At 46.6% G+C, this 17,901-nt stretch carries 11 protein-coding genes and 1 pseudogene; 5 read left to right on the forward strand and 7 right to left on the reverse strand.

What is annotated here, in order from left to right; genetic code table 11:
- Positions 1–52: 52 nt before the first annotated feature.
- From ACYVE4_RS30675 to ACYVE4_RS30695, 5 genes and pseudogenes are all read right to left on the reverse strand, one after another.
- Positions 53–3,280: a SusC/RagA family TonB-linked outer membrane protein gene (locus ACYVE4_RS30675; RefSeq protein WP_461044238.1), complete on the reverse strand. Its 3,228-nt coding sequence runs from the start codon at positions 3,278–3,280 to the stop codon at positions 53–55.
- 91 nt (positions 3,281–3,371) lie between these two features.
- A complete protein-coding gene (locus ACYVE4_RS30680; protein ID WP_461044239.1) occupies positions 3,372–5,150 on the reverse strand; it encodes a sensor histidine kinase in 1,779 nt (592 codons plus the stop codon).
- Positions 5,151–5,181: 31 nt separating this feature from the next.
- Positions 5,182–5,823, reverse strand: a complete 642-nt coding sequence (locus tag ACYVE4_RS30685) for a response regulator transcription factor (protein WP_461044240.1) — start codon at positions 5,821–5,823, stop codon at positions 5,182–5,184.
- A gap of 501 nt (positions 5,824–6,324) precedes the next feature.
- Complete coding sequence (locus ACYVE4_RS30690) at positions 6,325–8,121, reverse strand: glycoside hydrolase family 9 protein (RefSeq protein ID WP_461044241.1); 1,797 nt, start codon at positions 8,119–8,121, stop codon at positions 6,325–6,327.
- A 119-nt stretch (positions 8,122–8,240) separates the two neighbouring features.
- A pseudogene (locus ACYVE4_RS30695) lies at positions 8,241–8,426 on the reverse strand (FG-GAP repeat protein); the annotation flags it as partial.
- A 462-nt stretch (positions 8,427–8,888) separates the two neighbouring features.
- Here ACYVE4_RS30695 and ACYVE4_RS30700 point away from each other — a divergent pair.
- A complete protein-coding gene (locus ACYVE4_RS30700; RefSeq protein ID WP_461044242.1) occupies positions 8,889–9,242 on the forward strand; it encodes a hypothetical protein in 354 nt (117 codons plus the stop codon).
- Between the two features lie 426 nt (positions 9,243–9,668).
- On the forward strand, positions 9,669–12,107 hold the full coding sequence (locus ACYVE4_RS30705; protein ID WP_461044243.1) for an ABC transporter permease: 2,439 nt from the start codon (positions 9,669–9,671) through the stop codon (positions 12,105–12,107).
- Between the two features lie 27 nt (positions 12,108–12,134).
- On the opposite strand, the gene ACYVE4_RS30710 is transcribed toward ACYVE4_RS30705, so the two are convergent.
- The gene (locus tag ACYVE4_RS30710; RefSeq protein WP_461044244.1) at positions 12,135–12,860 is read right to left on the reverse strand and encodes an NUDIX hydrolase; all 726 of its coding nucleotides are present in this window, start codon (positions 12,858–12,860) and stop codon (positions 12,135–12,137) included.
- A 169-nt stretch (positions 12,861–13,029) separates the two neighbouring features.
- Between ACYVE4_RS30710 and ACYVE4_RS30715 the strand changes: the two genes are divergently transcribed.
- From ACYVE4_RS30715 to ACYVE4_RS30725, 3 genes are all read left to right on the forward strand, one after another.
- The gene (locus ACYVE4_RS30715; protein ID WP_461044245.1) at positions 13,030–13,986 is read left to right on the forward strand and encodes a TolB family protein; all 957 of its coding nucleotides are present in this window, start codon (positions 13,030–13,032) and stop codon (positions 13,984–13,986) included.
- A 20-nt stretch (positions 13,987–14,006) separates the two neighbouring features.
- Entirely contained in the window at positions 14,007–15,422 is a 1,416-nt protein-coding gene (locus ACYVE4_RS30720; RefSeq protein ID WP_461044246.1) for a Gfo/Idh/MocA family protein, read from the forward strand.
- 206 nt (positions 15,423–15,628) lie between these two features.
- Complete coding sequence (locus tag ACYVE4_RS30725; protein ID WP_461044247.1) at positions 15,629–17,035, forward strand: hypothetical protein; 1,407 nt, start codon at positions 15,629–15,631, stop codon at positions 17,033–17,035.
- A 194-nt stretch (positions 17,036–17,229) separates the two neighbouring features.
- Here the strand turns inward: ACYVE4_RS30725 and ACYVE4_RS30730 are convergent, their stop codons facing one another.
- On the reverse strand, positions 17,230–17,886 hold the full coding sequence (locus ACYVE4_RS30730) for a hypothetical protein (RefSeq protein ID WP_461044248.1): 657 nt from the start codon (positions 17,884–17,886) through the stop codon (positions 17,230–17,232).
- Positions 17,887–17,901 lie beyond the last annotated feature (15 nt).

The following is a 17,901-nucleotide window of genomic DNA, read 5'->3' on the forward strand; positions in this document are numbered from 1 at the left end:
AATAGGCTGACGCCGGAGGTATTCACTCATTCTATCATTCACTCATTGAGAATTAAAATTGTAGATTCGCGCCTACGGTGAACGTACGAGGGTTCGGGTAGTGGCCTGTATCTACGTTCATCAGTTTGATGCTGTTGTTGAAAGCACCAATTTCAGGATCGTAGCCCGAGTACTTGGTGAAAGTTTTCAGGTTCTGAATCGAGCCGTAAATCCGGAGGTTCTGAATCTTCACCCGATTGAGCAACGTTTTTGGAAGCCGATATCCTAACGTAATGTTCTGGATACGAGCGTAAGATGCATCCTCTACGTAGCGGTCCGACATGGCCGTGTTGTTCTTGTTCGTATTCGTGAACCGAGGCAACGCGCCGTCTGTGTTATTTTCCGTATACCGGTCGGTTACGGTTTTCATTTGGTTGGTATAAGCGTTGTTCAAGCCCTCTAACTGCCAGCGCAGGAAGTTAAACGCTTTGCCACCCTGACTGCCTTGCAGGAAAATTGATAAGTCCAGATCGCCGTAATTCAACGTATTGGTGAAGCCCCAGGTGAATTTCGGTAGCGGGCTACCAAGGTACGTATAGTCCTGCGCGTCGATTTTCTTATCGCCGTTGATGTCCTTGAAGCGGATGTCGCCCAACCAGGTTTCGGTTTGATTCACCTTGTAGCCAAACTGTGGCAGACTGGCATCTAACTCCGCCTGCGTCCGGAATAATCCATCCGTGACCAATCCCCAGAACGAGCCAACGGGCCGACCCGGTGTTGTGTGTGTGACGAGGTAATTGTTGTAATACACTTTACCATCCAGCGCCGAAGCTGCACTAGCCGCCCGGTCATAGCTGTTGGTGAACTGCGTGAACACTACGTTGGTCTTCCAGCTGAAATTGCCTTTTTTGATGTTCGTCGTGGTCAGGCCAATATCGACACCGGTGTTGGTCATCTGACCAGCGTTGCCCAACGGTGCTTTGAGGTCGTCCCACTGGTCGCCGACGCCAATCAGGTTCGGCCCAGTCAGGAAGATGATCATGTCCGACGTAACCTTTTTATACACATCAATCGTCGCGTCGATACGTCCGTTCAGGAAGCCAAGGTCAATACCGGCGTTGGTTGTTTTCACCGATTCCCATTTGAGGTTCGGGTTCGGAATCCCGTTGATCATGTTCGACGAACCGAAACCTACCGGACCTGAGAAAAACTGCACCGCACCAACATAGGCTGGGTTCGGAGCACCTCCGGGGAAGTTCTGGTTACCCACCAGCCCATACCCAACCCGCAGTTTCGCGTAATTCAGTACGTTTGAAATTTTGCCTTTCAGGAATTTCTCGTTCGAGATCGTCCAGCCCGCCGATACACCGGGGAAATAACCCCAGCGGTTGTTCGGTCCAAAGTTCGAGGAACCATCCGCCCGGAAACTGGCCGACAGCGAGTAGCGATCATCGTAGGTGTAATTGGCACGCGCAAAGTACGACTCCATCGCCCACTGACCTTTTCCACCGCTCAAACCCCAGGTCGTCTGGTCGGCGCTACCCGTGTTGAGGTCGAAGATGTTAGCCTGCAAATCTACTTTCGTACCCGAAATCGACTGATAGTACGAGTTCTGCACCTGATGGCCGACCGTAGCCTGAATACCGTGTTTTTGCAAGTTTTTGGTATAGGCTAGGTAATTCGTCAGCGACCAATAGTAGCTATCGGAGCGCGAATCGATCAGTTTGCTGCGGAACGACGTACCACCCACGTTACCCGCTTTCTGGAACGCAATGTTGTTGTCCTGACCCAGCGAATACGACAGTTCGTTACGTAGCGACAGATCTTTGGTCAGTTGTAATTCAGCATATAAACTCCCAAATACGTTGTTCGAGGTTTTGGTATTGCCCCGAAACTGGCTGTTTCCGACCAGGTTGGCGTTGTTATACTGAACGCCACCAACCGTCTGACCACCACCCCACGTACCGTCGAGGTTTTTCACCGGAATCAGCGGGCTGGTTGAAGCTCCCCACCAGATCGTTCCTTCGGCAGCGTCGGCCAGTGATACGTTCTGAATGCTACGTGATACGTTGGCGCTTAAGCCCACTTTGACCCAGTTTTTCAGTTGGGAATCAAGGCTAAAACGGCTGGCGTACCGTTTGAAATCCGACCCCAGCAGAATGCCTTTGTTGTCGAAATAGTTTAACGACAGGTAATACGTTGTTTTGTCTTTCCCGCCCGAAAAACTCAGTTGGTGATTGTTGATTTTTCCGTGCTGGAACATGGCTTCCTGCCAGTCGGTACCCGTACCCAACAAATCCGGATTCTTAAACTCGTCGGCTACCGGGTTACCAATGATGGGCAACACCTCGTTCTGATAACGGGCAAAATCCCGCAGGTCCATCAGGTCCAGACGCCGGGCCACTTCCTGAACGCCCGTGTACATCTCGTAATTGATCTTGCCTTCGCCCTGCTTGCCTTTCTTGGTGGTAACCAGAATCACCCCGTTAGCCGCCTGCGAACCGTAAATAGCCTGCGCCGAGGCATCTTTCAGTACGTCGATGCTCTCAATATCGTTGGGGTTGAGCATGGCCATGACGCTGTTTCCGGTTTGACCATCGCCACCGCCTAGACCGGCATAACCGGTGCTGCTGGACGTATTACCCCGCACAAATGGTACGCCGTCAATTACAAACAACGGGTCGTTGCTGTTGATCGACGTAACGCCACGCACCTGCACCGATACGCCACCGCCGGGCTGACCGCCGTTGCTGGTGACGGTTACCCCGGCAGCTTTTCCCTGCAAAAGCTGGTCGATGCCAGCCGCCGGAAGGTCTTTCAATTCAGCCGCTTTGACGGTCGTAATCGAGGACGTAACGTCAGAACGCTTGGCCGTACCGTAGCCGATAACGACCACTTCATCGAGCGATTGATCGCCCGTCTGTAGCGTGATATTTAACGTAGTACGGGAGCCGATTTCCACTTCCTGCGTCTTCATTCCGATAAACGAGATGACCAGCACTTTCGACCCGGCTGGCATATTGAGCGTGAACGCGCCATTTACGTCGGTTGTGGTACCGAGCGTCGTTCCTTTTATCGAGACAGTCGCACCGGGAAGCGTATTTCCTTTTTCGTCGGACACCGTCCCTTTGACCGGCCCTTTCGTATCCGATACTACGTTGGCAACGGTTTTAGTCGCTTTTATGGTCGCCAACGTCGGCGGATTTTTGCCCACAGCTGCACTGGTTATGGCTCGCTCCTGCGCGTGGACACTCATCCAACTGCTCAGGAGGAAAGCCCCCGAAAGCACATGTTTGATCATATACAATAGAAATTAATTGTGAACTTAGGTAATAGGGTTACTAGGCTAGTTTATGAATACGCATCCTGGTTAAGCGCTCGACATGCGTTTATTAAGCGACGACTGTAGTTGTTTTGATGAGTTTCTGCATCGGCAGCGAGATCATAACCGACGTACCTTTTCCCACTTCGCTCTGCCACATCACCTGCCCGCCGAGGTACGCTATTCGTGATTTAATGTTGGCTAATCCATTGCCATTTGAAGGTTCTTCCGAAAAATTTCCGCCCTGCCCGTCATCGTCAACGCTGATCAAAGCGGTCTCGTCATTCGTCATGATTTGCACCGTAATGGTTTGGGCGTGAGCATGTTTAAGTGCATTGTTTAATAACTCCTGAATCACGCGAAAAAGCATCGCCGAGGCTTCTTCACCCAGGGGCGGCAATTCGCCGTAATGCTCCAGTACCAGCGTTGTTTCGTTAACCAGATTTAATTTCTGTACTAGATCTTCTAAAGCCGGAATCAGCCCGAACGTCGATAGTGCATACGGACGTAAATCGTTCGAAATCAGCCGCGTTTCAGTGCAGGCTTCATCCAGAAACTGGTTCAATGGCTCTTTTACTGACAGCGGCAATTGCTCCTGATGCGCTTCCACAAATAGCTTGATGCGTGAGAGCTGAATACCCAAGCCATCATGTAAATCGCGGGCAATCCGGCTCCGTTCGCCCTCCTGCCCTTCGATCATAGCCCGTAGCGACTTCAGCTCCAACTGGCGAATTTGCTGCTGCGCAATAACGGCCTGCTGACTGGCAATCAATTTTTGCTGACGACGTAAGAAAACCAGAGCCGCTACGCCCGCAATGCTGATTAACAGCACACCCACCAGCACCGAATTTAGAAAACGCTGCCCTTGGCTCTGTTCTTCAGCCAGTTGTTTTTCAACCGCCAGCGTCTTGATCTGACTATCCAGCTCCTGCAACCGAATGCTTTTAGTTTGTTCGGATTCGTAAAACTGATTCGCAAAGTCCAGTGTCTTTAGCGACGATTCATAGGCGCTTTTATAATCACCCATGTGGGAATACGCATCGGCAGAATGTTTGGACAATTCCCGCAGCATCGCTACGTTTTTCTCTCCTTCAGCCAGTTTGTAACTTCGCTGATACGCGTCGATGGCCCTTTTGGAATGATTGCCAAATTGATCGACAATACCCTGATAAAAATGATTCAGACTAATCAACCATCTGACATTCAGACGCTTCGATAGGATTAAACTCCGGCTAACGAAATACTGGGCCGAGTCTGGATTCTTAAATCGTAAGTACGTATTGGCCAGTAAATTCAGCGCATACGCCTGCGAAAACGGCTGCTTATGTTGTTCACTCATCCGTTCGGTTTCGCGCAAATCCGTCAGCAAACCAGCTGGTATAGGATTTTTCTGCTGAGCGATATTCGCCAGAGCCAGTCGGCACTCAATCACCTTGGGCATCTTATGCGTACGCTCAAAATACTGGCGCGCTTTGTTGAGGTACTTCTCCGCCGACGGCTGCATGAAATAATCATGCAAGTAGTAATCACCGATCGCCAATTGTGCGTTGTAATACCCCGCCGAATCACCATCCAGACTATAATATTTCAAGCTGTTGAAATACGAATCCAGGGTGTATTTGTTGTAGCCGTACACTTTATGATAATATCCGCCTAGCTGCTCATAGGCTTTAGCCGCTGGAACGTATCGATTATGTACAACCAGTTGTCTGATCTCTTTTTTAAGACTATCAATGCCCGGCGTCTGCGCTACGATGCTTACCGACGGGCACAAAACAGACAACACTACGAGCATGGCAGCTAGTAGACCTGTTTTTTTCGCCAGAAAGGACGTAGCATGTTGAAGCATATAGCGAGACAATCTGTAAAGCAAAATTCTGTTAATCAATGTATTGCATTTCCATGGCCGTTTTTATTAACAAAGCCGTGTTCGGTACGCTGAATTTCATGAGCAAACTACTTCGGTGAAACTCAACGGCTTTGGCGCTGACGAAAAGTTGGGCGGCCATTTGCTGGGTTGTTAATCCCTGTGCCATGAGCATTAGTACTTCCGATTCGCGGGGTGTGAGATTCGGTTTAACCCCAGCCGCCGATTTCTTGACCTTCGGTCCATCGTGCAGTAAGATCGACGTAATGATTTCGTTGAAATAAGGCTTTCCCTGATACACCGTCCGGATCGCCTGCAACAACTCGGTTTTGGTGGTATTTTTCAGCAGATAACCTTTGGCCCCTTTTTTCACAATCCGCTTGATCAGGCTGGCGTCATCGTGCATCGTCAGCGCCACTACGTTCGTGTTTGGATACGTACGCGTGATGTACTCACACAACCCAAGCCCATCGTCGATGTGTGGAAACGAAATGTCCAGCAACACTACGTCAATTGCCGCATGTGCCAGTTGCTCTATTACCGATGATACGCTGTAACACCGTTGTGCTACCTCAATCTCCGGCGATCCGGAAATCAGCGATTCAATGCCTTCAACGAAAACATTATGATCATCAGCTATCAGTACTCGTATCATGAAATCACTCGGTTGACAATGAATTCTGCCAACAAAAACTGGTTAACGTTCTAGTTTAATTTAACCGTTCAAGGTTATAATTGAACGATTCTCTTAAATAGAACTTTGTTTAGCAAAATTAGGATTAAGTATACGGCTTAGGGAATAGTGAAAACCCGAATTATATAAAACTAGGGTTTACCCTAGCAAAGGCCCCCCGTTTACTGCCTATCAATAAGGCTACCAAGAGATGAGTCTGAGCTTATATACTCCTTATTTGTTAACGTAACAGAACGGTTTTTAGATCGTATTTTGGTAAACTATACATGATAAAAATCACAACGCGCCGGCCTATCTAAACTCCCGTAAGACGTTGCTGATATTTGTTTTTTGTCATTCTGACGCAGGAAGAATCTTAGGGTATCATCACTCACGAGTAAGGATACCTTAAGATTCTTCCTGCGTCAGAATGACAAAAACCGTTCTAGAAAAACGCTTAAACAGGCTCGAATTTTTTACGGCTTACTTTTTAGCTACCCGTGTCTGCAAGGCTTCCAGCGCGGTGGCCAAATACACCAACGGAGCGTTCCAGTTGATGGCAATTTCATTGGAGGCATAGGAGCAGTCGGCATCTAAAAAAACCTCATCGGCGACTGTGGTTGTATAACCGGCGCATTTGTCCTGCCGGGCTGCGTTCGCGTTGGTGCCCCCCGACAGCAAACCGGGAACTGGGGCTTCGATGCCGTCGGCGACGGACGGACGGTGGTGGGGATGAAGTGGCGTTTTGCTACCAAAACCCGTCACGAAGGAATAGCCAACGGCGTTACGTCCCAGCAGATAATCCAGGTTGCTGAGTGCAGCATCGAGGTATCGCCAATCATTCGTAAGCCGATACGCCTGAAGCAGCGCGACGCCCTGATTAGCCGCCACCGCGCTACTGCCCCAAATGAAATCCTTCGCCGATTTCCCCATAACCGTCCCAAATGCCTGTTGATCAACACCAGCCAGCAACGAATCGGCCTGGGTTAATAAATGCTTTTTCACCGTAGGCAAATCCTTCTGACCGCGTGGCGTTAGTTTATCAGCGAAACGGGCCAGCGAATAGTACGCCAGCGTTCGGACCTGCGGCCACGATGGTAACGGGGTTTTGGTATCGGGAAAGAGATTGACGGCCGTGTAATACGTATCATCTTTGGTGGTCAGATACAGTTCGGTAGCCGCCCATATCCACTCGTCACTTGCATCACGATCGCCATACGTGCCCGTGACTACGTCAGGATCGAACTCTTTATTCATGGCGTCCTGATTGTATAACGTAGTGGGATTTTGTTTCGCCCACCCCCAGGCACGAACAGCCGCCTTCACGCACGTATCGGCAAGTCCCGGCAACTCGCGGTTGTACCCACGTAGCACCCGACTTGCCTGCGCCATAACAGCAGCAAAATCGAGAGCAGCCGTTACGCTCTTCTGCACTACGTAGCGGTCGGGTTTCGCGTTGTCGGGCATCACCATTCCATCAAATTTTGGATTAGTCAGTTTGTGGTAAATGCCCCCATCGGCGGGGTCCTGCATGGTGAGCATCCAGCGGAGGTTCCAGAGCGATTCGTCGAGCAGGTCGGGCAACCGGTTACTACTTTCGGGAATATTTGTAGTTAACGATTTGCAGAAATCGGGGAAATCTTCGTACAGCGAGAGCAGCGTTCCCATCGTGATGCCCGAATTGACGATGTATTTATTGTAATCGCCCGCGTCATACCAGCCCTGCGGTGATGCGATGGTACTACCCGCCGGGCGAGTGGCCGAAGCTGCCGAGGGATGAATCAATACGTGACTATCGGGGTGACCAGCCGGTCGCGCCCACTGTCCGGCGTATTTAGCGGGCAAGTCTGTAGCCGCTCGCTGGTAATAAAACCCTTTCAACGAACCTGCAGCCAGATCATGATAAACAGATGGGCGAATCTGGAATGGATACGACTGCCCTAAACCGGGAATAACCACAACGAACGTACCGGTTTGTTTGAAGCCAGAGAAATCGGCCATCACCGTGGTTTTTCCCGAAATGGCGTTCTTACGCGGTCCAATCAGCATTCCCGAAAACAAGACCTTTTTCCCATCTGGACTGGTAATTTGAAAGGGCTTTCCTGCTGAATTACTCTCTGTTTCGTTAACCAGTACGGCTATTTTTGGCGCGTTGGGATAAAAACCAAGCTGATTCAGGCGGATCGTCGTTTGAGGTATGGGTTGCGCATAGGTAAAGTAGAAAGTGAGTAACCAACTGGCAAGTAGGCTAATTCGTAAGCTAAAAAATGACTTATTCATATCGTTTTTTAACAAGCAATTCAGATAGTAGGCAATTATGGACAAAGGTAGCTGTTGAATCTCGTCTCAGGAATCCATTTTGTTAATATTGGCCTTTTGTCGTCTCAATAGCCAGACTGTCAATCGGCTTTACGATATAATTTATATAGGTCATTTGCCGTAATCTGTTCATTTAGTGTTCTACAGAAAAAGACTGCAACGACTGAACTTGGGTCTAGCCGTACGGCTACTAAACTGCTATTGACATTCGCCACGACCAAGTCGGCTTTCCCATCACCATTAAACTCACCTATTGTTACTGATCGAGGGTAGTGTCCAAAGCATAGTTGGGGGCCGACTGAAAACGCTGCATCCTAGCGATCCAGATTAGGTCATTTTTTTTATATAAAAACCTCAATAAATCAACAGAAATATAGATCAAAAAAAATACGTTTCAACTAAATGATAAATTATTATTTAATGGCCACAACGATCAAAAATCGAGTAAATAATTAATAAGAAATGAAAAAATATAATTAGTCAAAAATAGCTATAACATTATTATAATAATTTCATTTATTAACAAATAAAACAATAATAATAAATGACAAAAATAAAGTGATCATATATTTAAAAACAATTAATAGTATCAATTATTATTTCCAATGAAATATAAAGAGAAAATATAAAATCCAATAACAAGCAATTACAAAACATTAAAAGAAAAAAATTATAGATTTAAGCAGGTTTTTTAATCAATATCATTTGCATTCTCTTTTTTAAAACTTATGGAATCATTAAAAAGATACAGGATATCCTCCCTCGCCAATCTACTTGCTACACAGGAAATTATCAGTCAAGAATTAAGAAGAAGGCAACAACGTATTGTTGCGATTGATGAACATTTGAGGGTTCAGGATCTGCCTCTTCGTGCCGTAACAAGAACTACCTTGTTAATCGATGTAAAGCGTCATATTCCTGCAACCGCCACGTTTGATCAAACAATAACAGTTCAAAATTTATTATATCAATTACCTGTAACGTATTGGAGTGATTTCAGCAAATCTTATCCAAAGTTTTATTTAGAAATTAAAGATGCGCTTCGGCAAAAGAAAATTGATTTAAATCAATTTGCAGAATAACAATTTAGTTCTTATAAAAAGAGCCTCAATTAATTGAGGCTCTTTTTATAAGATTCACCTTTATCATTTCGGGAGTTTTTGACCATACGTCTATTTTTTACTTTTTTTATTTTTGTAATTAATTAGCAAATTTATACCTACGTACTACTTATCACCAAACAGTTTTTTTAGTTGAACTAAGCTTGCTTATTTGTAAGATTTAGTTCAACAAGTTTTTGATAAATCAGGATCATTTATTCCTTAATTCTGTCTTCAACATCAGTATAACTACCATACGTATTGATCTCAAAAATCCTTTGAGATCGGGCTCAATACAACATACACTTCGTCCCATTTTTAGCCCAATTCATCCCATTTTTCCATTCCGCCTGAATTGCCTCGGTATTCTTGCCGTAAGTTACTGGAGCATTTATTATCAACTGGATCATGATCGGAAGCTACATCAAAACATCGAGACGTAACTTATTGCACAACAAGCTGTTCTCATTCATCAATATTGCCGGACTTGCCATTAGTATGTCCGTTGGGTTACTGCTGATCGCGTTCGTACTCGATCTGCGTTCGTACGACAGGTTCCACGAGAATGGTGACAGGATTTATCGCATCACCAACGTAGCGACGGTCAATGGTGAACGAGGTGGCAAGTTTGCCACCACATCCATAAAGACCGGAAAGCTTATCCGGAAGAAAGTAACCGGCATTGACGAGGTGGCTATCATGCGTAACGATTTTTCGCAGGATGCCAAGATTGGCGACGATGTTATCCCTATCAAGGGGCTCTGGGCGGAGCCATCACTATTCAGGGTGCTTACATTCCCAATGCTGGAAGGCAATCCCGAAACTGCCTTGAAAAACCCGTACTCGATCGTCCTTACCCAGACGGCTGCCAGGAAACTCTTCGGCACCGAACATGCGCTGGGTAAGGCAATCAAGTTTGATACCCTCGCTTATCAGGTAACGGGCGTCATAAAGGACGTTCCCTTCTTTTCACACATTCATTTCGAAGCACTGGTATCGCTGTCGACAGCCGAGCAGCTCAATAAGACTAACAAGACCTTCTACAACTGGACAAGCATGTCATCGAACTACGTCTATCTCCGGCTGTCTCCAACTGCCGACCTGACATCAATCCAGTCGCAGCTCGACGCCATTGCCAGAGAGGAAAATCTCGCTGAGGAGACTACGAAGATTCAACTCGAACTTCTTCCTTTACATAGTATTGTGGTCGGAGAAGAGTTTCGGGCCTCCGAAGGAGGTCCCGGGGCTGTGGGCCCTCACATGTCTCCACGTGTACTTTGGATACTTGGCGGACTTGCCCTTGTCGTGATTTTGTCCGCTTGTTTCAACTATACCAATCTTTCGATGGCGCGCGCCATGCGCCGGTTTAAAGAAGTTGGTATTCGCAAAGCGATCGGTGCCGGGAAAAGCCAAGTGTGGCAACAATTCCTGGCCGAAGCCATCCTGATTTCGCTGGCAGCCCTCGTTCTATCTTACCTGATCTTCCTCGTCTTACGGCCGCAATTGATAAACCTGGCTCCAGAAATGCAACGCACCGTAAAGCTCGAGCTTACGCCGTCGATGGTTATCACTTTTATCATCTTTTCGATCTCCGTAGGAGTTATGGCGGGTTTCGCACCTGCCCTATTCTTTTCGAAAGTCAGCGCGATCAAGGCCCTCAGGAATGTGTCCGCTCCGACGTACCGGTCGGTGAAAGTATTCAAACATCTAACACTCCGACGCGCGCTGGTAGTGATTCAATACACGCTCACCTTGATCTTTATTACAACAACCGCCATTGGCTATGTACAGTATAAAAATATACTGGCATTCGACCTGGGATTCAACACCGAAAACATCCTGAACATTACTATGCAGGGGAATAAACCCGATGCATTTGTGCAGGAACTGAGCGAGATGCCGGAAGTAAAGGCATTATCGCGGTCGTTGATAATCACCAGTGTTGGGAATGCCTGGGGGGGCTATATGAAATACAACGATTCGCGCGACTCTGCGCTGGTGATGACCAACAACGTTGACGAAAACTACCTGACTGTGCATGAATACAAGCTCATTGCCGGGGGCAATTTTATAGCACGGCCTACTACAGCCAAAGCCGCTACAGAAGTGATCGTTAATCAGCAGGTGCTAAAACGATTTAACATCGGTAATAACGATCCCGAGAAAGCAATTGGGAAAGAAATCACATTCAGCAATTTCGGCGGTACGCGCCAGATGACCATTGTTGGCGTCATGAAAGACTTTCACTATGGCAAGGTCGACAATCTCGTTGGGCCGGTAGCCTTCATGCACTGGACACCCGAAGATAGAGCAGTCATTAACGCCAAAATACAAAGCAAAGACATTTTAGCAACCAGAGCCAAAATCGAGTCAATCTGGAAGAAGATCGATCGTGTTCATCCATTTGAGGCTGAATTTTATGACGAAGCCATAGAAGAGGCCTACAGCGAATTTTCTACCATGATCAAGATCATCGGCTTCCTTTCGTTCCTGGCCATTTCGATTGCATCGATGGGCTTGCTCGGTATGGTGGCATTCACAACCGAAACCAGGTTGAAGGAGGTCAGCATCCGTAAAGTGATGGGCGCAAGCCCTGGCAACCTGGTTTTTTTATTAAGCCGTGGCTTCCTCGTGCAGCTGTCGATAGCGGCACTCATCGCTCTGCCTGTAACCTACTTTTTCTTTGAGAAGGTGGTGCTCACTAATTTTCCGTATCACACTCCCGTGCAGGTCGCCGAGTTATTCGTCGGTTTGCTGGTGGTATTGCTGATCGCATTTCTGATGATCGGATCACAGACGATGAAAGCAGTAAAAAGTAATCCGACGGAAATACTGAAAAACGAATAAAGATAACTTTATGAGCGGCCAGCAAAGCTATTTTTTGAATCGATACAAATAAGGAGCTTTGTTGGCTGCCCCTGTAAATTTCTTTTCAAGGCGTTGCAAAACATTCAAATCCAGAAGCCTCTTCTGGAAATTAGTAATAACAAAGGGCCTATTATAAACGGCCTCGTAAAGCTCCTGAACTTCCCGCATGGTGAACGTTTCGGGCAGAAGATTGAAGCCAATTAATTTTTGATCAAGATTTTGGCGAAGGGCGTCCAGCGCATACGCCAGGATTTCGCTATGATCATGAATCATTTCGGGAATATCCTTGATGCTCCGCCATTCGAGATAATCATCAAATTCGCCGGATTGCGGAGCCACTTTATTTATGTCAACAAGGGCATAATAGCCAATACATACAAATCGACTTGTTAACCAATCAGTCACTTCGGCATTAAATCGTTGCTCATCAAATTTGCGTAGCTCCGATTTTACAACATTCTTATGATGACTATTTACGATCCGGTTTTCATCGCCAAAAACGCGGAATTGCTCTAAATAGATATCCTCCAGCCCAGTCCGTTCTTTTAATATTCGACTAGCGGCCTTATCGATTCCTTCTGTTTTCAGAATATAGCCGCCCGGTAAAGACCAGGTCCCTTTTCCAAATTTGAATTTGGAAATCAGCACGTTCAATTCTTTATCCCGATAGCCGAAAATCACACAGTCGATCGAAAGGTGTGCTATATACTGGCCGTCCCCAAATTTCTCCATTGTGCTGCAAAAGTAGAGTTTATACGCCTAATTAACTCCTTACGCTATATACCTATTCTAATTTATTACAGTAATAATTTTATCTATTTTATTTTTTTTATAATATAATAGCAAACTGACTACATTTGTCTTTGTCAGCTTTTTAGTATAAAATCAACCCTTTCATTTTATGAGAAATTCGCTTCTAGTACAATCCTCTTTGCTTCGTTTCAAATGGCTTGGCGGGGTCATCTTTTGCCTGCTCTACTCGTTTTCTTCCATGGCACAGGTCAAAAAAGATACGACGAGTTATATCCAAACGCTCGACATTAAAACGGGAAAGATCGATACCATTCTCGCTATCAAAACCCATTTTGAAGCCCCGAATTGGCATCCTGACAATTACCTGATACTCAATAGCAAGGGTAAAATTTACACCCTGAATCTGGCTTCTAAAAAACTAGACGTACTCAATACGGGTTTTGCAACTGCCTGCAACAACGACCACGGTATTTCGCCCGATAAAAAGTGGTTGGTGGTCAGCCATAATGACAAAAGCGACCCCTCTACAAAGCCCTATAAATCAGCATTATATATTCTTCCGATCACTGGCGGGCAACCGAAACGAATCACACCCGAAGTCCCTTCGTTCTGGCACGGCTGGAGCCCTGACGGTAAAACTTTAGCTTATTGTGCTGAACGTAACGGCAATTTTGATATTTACACGATCGGGGTTGACGGTGGAACCGAAAAACGATTGACAACCACCGAGGGCTTAGACGATGGCCCCGATTATTCACCCGATGGGAAATACATTTATTTCAATTCGTACCGTACGGGCCACATGCAGATTTGGCGGATGCTGGCCGATGGTTCGCAACCCGAGCAACTAACCGCTGATGAAAACTCAAACTGGTTTGCTCACCCCTCCCCCGACAGTAACTGGATTGCTTATATCGCTTATACATCTGATCAAAAGCAAGCGCATTTGTTTGGCAAAGACGTTAAACTACGCCTGATGAATACCAAAACCAAAGCGATCAGAGACCTCACTCCCGTTTTTTATGGCGGCCAAGGCACAATCAATGTACCTTCGTGGAGTCCTGACAGCCAGAAAATCGCCTTTGTCAGCTATTTAGTTAAATAACCATTAATCTTAAACTTCGCATGAAAAAGGGAAACGCCAGCTCCAGACGGCGATTTTTGCAACAGATTGGCGCTACCAGCCTGGTGGCAGCATCTTCACCATTGTCTTCTCTTGCGGCAAAGGCAAAAGCCGAAGAACGCATATTGCAGTATGAAAGGCCGATTTCGTCTAATGATACAATTCGATTAGGGGTTATTGGGTACGGCGTTCAAGGCCATTTTGACTTAAATACAGCGCTGAAAGTGCCCGGCGTAGAACTGGCTGGTATTTGCGATTTATATACGGGCAGAATCGAAAATGCCAAAGAGGCCTATGGCAATGAACTGTATACCACCCGTAACTATAAAGAACTCCTGGACCGGAAAGACATCGACGCGGTGATTATTGCCACGCACGATGTCTGGCACTCTCGCATCACGTTAGACGCTTTAGCAAAAGGCAAACACGTGTACTGCGAAAAACCAATGGTCTATAAAATTAGCGAAGGCTACCCCGTGATAGCAGCCGCCAAAAAGGCGGGTAAAGTGTTGCAGGTGGGTAGCCAACGGGTCAGCAGCATTGGATATGCCAAAGCCAAGGAATTGCTGGCATCTGGTGAAATTGGTAAACTTAACATGGTGAATGCCGTCTATGACCGGCAAAGTTCGATTGGCGCCTGGGAATACACGATTCCAAAAGACGCAAACGCTATGACAACCGATTGGGAACGGTTTGTCGCGGTCACGGCCAAGATGCCTTACGATGGCAAAAAGTTTTTTTGGTGGCGGGCCTTCAAAGAAGTGGGTACGGGCGTAGCGGGCGACTTGTTTATTCACCTGCTGAGTGGCACTCACTTTATGACCAATTCAAAAGGGCCCCGGAGTATTTACAGCACCGGCCAGTTCAGCTATTGGAACGACGGGCGTAATCTGCCAGATGTAATGTCGGGCGTGATGCAATATCCCGATAGTCCGGAACATGCTGCGTTTCAACTGACGTTACAGGTGAATTTTATCAGCGGTACGGGTGGCCAGGAAGTAATTCGTCTGGTTGGTTCTGAGGGCGTCATTGATGTGCGAGGCAACAATATCACCGTAAAACATAGTCTTATGCCCCAAGCGCCCGGTTTTGGTGGGTATGATTCGCTGTTTACGTTCTCAAAAAGTATGCAGGAGGAAATGCAAAAGGAATATGACGCCAAATGGACCCCCGAACAACGAAAGCGCCCAACCAAAGAAGATATTGTCTTTAAAGCGCCAGACGGCTACAGCGACCATTTAGATCATTTCACCAATTTCTTCGATTCGATTCGAACGGGAAAACCCGTGGTTGAGGATGCTGAATTCGGATTTCGGGCAGCTGCTCCGGCTCTGGCTTGTAACGCAAGTTATTTAAGCAAAAAGATCATACACTGGGACCCTGTTGCGATGAAATTGCCCACTACGAAAAAAACGTAGTTTTGGCCAATTAACGCGCAGATAGGCCTTGATTTACAATACGTTACCGGGTTATATTGCAACAGTTATCACCCGGTAACGTATTATCGAACACGCCAACAGCTACAAACTATCAGACTATTTCTAGGCTAATTTTAGCCAGATTCGCAAACGAACGGACTTAACTTTGGCCTTACGTTTATAAAGGATTAGTTGACCGATCTGTTATGAAAAAACTTTCTGTTTTAGTTGCCCTACTTTACAGTGATTATGTCCTGGCCCAACAACCGAATACCCTTCCTTCTGACACCAATCCTTCATCAACGACGGCTATACCCAAGCCAGCACTCGAAAAAAACGAGCTGAAATACAACCTCAACGAATCGGGTTCGCATTTTTTCAAAGTCACGTTTTTAAACCAGTCCTGGCTTCGTTTCAATCAGAGTAATCCGGGCTCTACGGTCATCAGTGAGCCGAAAGACAATACGTTCGACATTGGCCTTCGTCGAACTCGTATGCAGTTGTTTGGGCAACTCAGCGACCACGTCTTTATGTATTTCCAGTTCGGAATGAACAACTTCAATTACCTGAATGGAGGATTCAGTCCGGCCGCTTCCTCGAACCGTAAAATCCACGCTTTCTTTCACGATGCCGTCGGAGAGTACTTGGTCTGGAAAAATAAAGACTACCTGAAAATTGGCTATGGTTTAACCATCGTCAATGGCTTATCCCGTTTTTCGGCACCCGGTGTGAGCAACATTATGACGATGGATGTGCCCGTATTTGCTCAGGCCACTGTCGATCAAACAGATCAGTTTTCGCGTAAACTAAGCTTGTACGCACGGGGCCAGGTGGGGCATCTTGACTATCGAGTGGCCGTTAGCGATCCGTTTCCAATTCAAACCAACGGAGCCGCATTACCCACCTACGGACCGAATGCTATTTTCGCGTTGAAAGGGCACAACAAACAATTCCAGGGCTTGTTTCTATGGCAATTCTTTGATAAAGAGTCACACCAGACACCCGGTTACAACACCGGAACGTATCTGGGAACGAAGAAAATTTTCAATCTGGAGGCCGGTTTTATCACGCAGAAAAATGCGATGGTCAGTGTCCCTACAGCTGGCGATACTGTTTATCAGAACATGAATTTATGGTCCGTTGCTTCCTTCCTCGATATGCCTGTTAATAAAGAAAAAGGAACAGCGATCAATGCTTACCTGGGTTATTTCAATACTAATTACGGCGCGAACTACCTGCGTTTCAACGGTATTATGAACCCAGCTAGTGGCGTATTATCGGGCTACCCGGCCGGTACGCAAGGCAATGCTTTACCCATGTTTGGAACTGGTAGCGTTGTTTACACACAGTTTGGCTATCTGATGAAACGGGATTTATTTGGCCCCGGCAACGGTACGCTGATGCCGTATGTGCAGGCACAAATCGCCAACTATCAGCGTATTACCCAAACACTCGGCATTTATAATATTGGTATCAATTACCTAATCAAAGGCCATAATGGAAAACTGACGCTCGATTATCAGAACCGACCCTATTATCGGGCATCAGGAAATCAATACGCGCCCGGTGGTCGACGTGGTCAGCTAACCTTACAATACCAAGTGTTTATTTAACCCAGCTAATTGATATCGCTATTTGCCTAAATTATTTTGTCATCCTGACCGTAGGGAAGGATCTTAAGGTTCCCTAATACTCCAATAAAGAAGCGTTAAGATCCTTCCCTACGGTCAGGATGACAAAAATAATTTAATAGAAAATCCCCACTAGAAACTGGTGGGGATTTTTCTTGCGTACTAACCTAACCTAATCACTGAAAATCTTTATCGTAGGGAAACTGCCGGGACGCTTTCCGCATAATCGTCGTAATGATGGTGCCAGTATTGCTACCAAATCCCCGAGAGAGCGTTTTATCGTACTTCCAAAGTAGTTCGCCCGTTTTGCCGTCGTTGATGCTAATTGTAGTTTTACCCGTATTGGTAGGCCCACCAAAGCCAACGGTAAGCGCCATCGCAACAGCGGCTCCATTCGACATCGGCTGGGTACTTTCGAAGGTGCCGGATACAATGCCGTCTACATTCAGGATTTTAGCCAACTCTTCCGGAGTGAAACCCGATAGTGTTTCGTAGGTGACGGCGTTACGCTCCAGCAACGCATTAGTGCGAGCAGGATCCTGAAAATCAATCGTGATATCGTTACTTTCTTTGCGCTTCAGGAAGTATGAATGAACGGCACTTTGTACGTCTAATCCTTCGCGTTTTTCGAGAGCGGCTACACCAGTTGGACCGCCGTTTTTCTCTACCTCTTTGGGCCGAAGTTGTAAAGTCGTTTTGAAAGGTAAAATCGCCAGGATTTTATGCGTTTTCGCCAGCGTTGGAAAATTGGGGTTGGTGTAAATTTCGCGCGTCTGAGCGAAACCCGTCAGGATTGTGCTCAGCATTAGTACAGTTGTTAGTAAGTGTTTCATAGAAAGAGGACTGTT

It is taken from the genome of Spirosoma harenae (assembly GCF_054776975.1).

What these genes read in the sequence shown, in the direction of transcription:
- ACYVE4_RS30685 (WP_461044240.1), bottom strand. Translation starts at nt 5,823, where the DNA reads ATGATACGAGTACTGATAGCTGATGATCATAATGTTTTCGTTGAAGGC.
- ACYVE4_RS30715 (WP_461044245.1), top strand. Translation starts at nt 13,030, where the DNA reads ATGAGAAATTCGCTTCTAGTACAATCCTCTTTGCTTCGTTTCAAATGG.
- ACYVE4_RS30720 (WP_461044246.1), top strand. Translation starts at nt 14,007, where the DNA reads ATGAAAAAGGGAAACGCCAGCTCCAGACGGCGATTTTTGCAACAGATT.
- ACYVE4_RS30680 (WP_461044239.1), bottom strand. Translation starts at nt 5,150, where the DNA reads ATGCTTCAACATGCTACGTCCTTTCTGGCGAAAAAAACAGGTCTACTA.
- ACYVE4_RS30730 (WP_461044248.1), bottom strand. Translation starts at nt 17,886, where the DNA reads ATGAAACACTTACTAACAACTGTACTAATGCTGAGCACAATCCTGACG.
- ACYVE4_RS30700 (WP_461044242.1), top strand. Translation starts at nt 8,889, where the DNA reads ATGGAATCATTAAAAAGATACAGGATATCCTCCCTCGCCAATCTACTT.
- ACYVE4_RS30725 (WP_461044247.1), top strand. Translation starts at nt 15,629, where the DNA reads ATGAAAAAACTTTCTGTTTTAGTTGCCCTACTTTACAGTGATTATGTC.
- ACYVE4_RS30690 (WP_461044241.1), bottom strand. Translation starts at nt 8,121, where the DNA reads ATGAATAAGTCATTTTTTAGCTTACGAATTAGCCTACTTGCCAGTTGG.
- ACYVE4_RS30705 (WP_461044243.1), top strand. Translation starts at nt 9,669, where the DNA reads ATGATCGGAAGCTACATCAAAACATCGAGACGTAACTTATTGCACAAC.
- ACYVE4_RS30675 (WP_461044238.1), bottom strand. Translation starts at nt 3,280, where the DNA reads ATGATCAAACATGTGCTTTCGGGGGCTTTCCTCCTGAGCAGTTGGATG.
- ACYVE4_RS30710 (WP_461044244.1), bottom strand. Translation starts at nt 12,860, where the DNA reads ATGGAGAAATTTGGGGACGGCCAGTATATAGCACACCTTTCGATCGAC.